Raw genomic sequence first — 1,022 nt, 5'->3', positions numbered from 1 at the left:
CCCCAGTGTCAGGATGAGTGTCGTACCCTCTGATACCCTGTTCTTATAAACCGACCAGGGGGCGAAAGGAGACACTCATGCCTCGTTACTCCGAGGAGCGCCGGCAAGCCGTCGTGACTAAGCTGCTGCCTCCCCACAACCTCTCCCCGCAGGTGATCGCGGAGCAGGAGGGGATCTCGCTGGGCACCGTCTACAAGTGGCGCAAGGAAGCCCGCGCCGAGGGGCGTTGCCTGCCGGATGCTCTGGGCAAGGGCGCCGATGGCTGGTCGTCCAAGGACAAGTTCAGCGCCGTGATCGAGACCGCCTCGATGAACGCCCAGGAAACTGCGGAATACTGCCGCCGCCGAGGGATTTATCCCGAGCAGCTGGAGCGGTGGCGCCACGACTGCGAGCAGGCCGCCAGCCTCTCCCACTCGGAACGCCAACGTGAGGCCGACGAGGCCAGACAGCAGCGTAAGCGCATCAAAGTCCTGGAGAAGGAGCTCGCCCGCAAGAACGAGGCCCTGGCAGAAACCGCAGCGTTACTGGCCCTAAGAAAAAAGGCGAAGGCGATCTGGGGGGACGAGGACGCATGATCAGCACCCCAGATCGCCAACGCGCCATCGCGCTGATCGAAGAAGCCCGGGCCCAAGGGGCCCGCCTGGAGGCCGCCTGCCGCGAGTTGGGCATCACCGCCAGAACGTACCAGCGCTGGACGCGCGACGGCGAGCTGCGCGAGGACCAGCGCCCTTTGGTCGACCGGCCGGTGCCGGCTAACGCGCTGACACCGGCCGAAGAGCAGGAGATTCTCGACGTGTGCCACCGCCCCGAGTACGCGAGCTTGCCACCGGAGCAGATCGTGGTGCGCTTGTTCGATGAGGAGCAGCGCTATCTGGCGTCACCCTCGTCGTTCTACCGGGTGATGCGCAAGCACCGGGAGGTGGTGCACCGGGGCCGTGCCAAGCCACCTCAACGCCGCACCAAGCCCACGACCTACCAGGCCACTGCGCCGAATCAGGTGTGGTCGTGGGATTGCACGTGGC

The 1,022-nt window shown here is 65.8% G+C and carries 1 protein-coding gene and 1 pseudogene; both read left to right on the top strand.

The genetic code is table 11. The features are described from left to right. Nucleotides 1-77 precede the first annotated feature (77 nt). Nucleotides 78-575: a helix-turn-helix domain-containing protein gene (locus tag RS027_RS13490; protein WP_311957767.1), complete on the top strand. Its 498-nt coding sequence runs from the start codon at nt 78-80 to the stop codon at nt 573-575. Next, nucleotides 572-1,022: pseudogene (locus RS027_RS13485) on the top strand (helix-turn-helix domain-containing protein); the annotation flags it as partial. The gene RS027_RS13490 and the pseudogene RS027_RS13485, both read left to right, overlap by 4 nt.

This window comes from Halomonas garicola, from assembly GCF_031935715.1.
GTDB classification, from domain to species: Bacteria; Pseudomonadota; Gammaproteobacteria; order Pseudomonadales; family Halomonadaceae; genus Vreelandella; species Vreelandella garicola.
This window is presented reverse-complemented; position numbering and strand designations above follow the sequence as displayed.

Bases quoted from the DNA above. Each gene is read 5' to 3' on its own strand.
- RS027_RS13490 (WP_311957767.1), top strand. From the start codon at position 78: ATGCCTCGTTACTCCGAGGAGCGCCGGCAAGCCGTCGTGACTAAGCTG.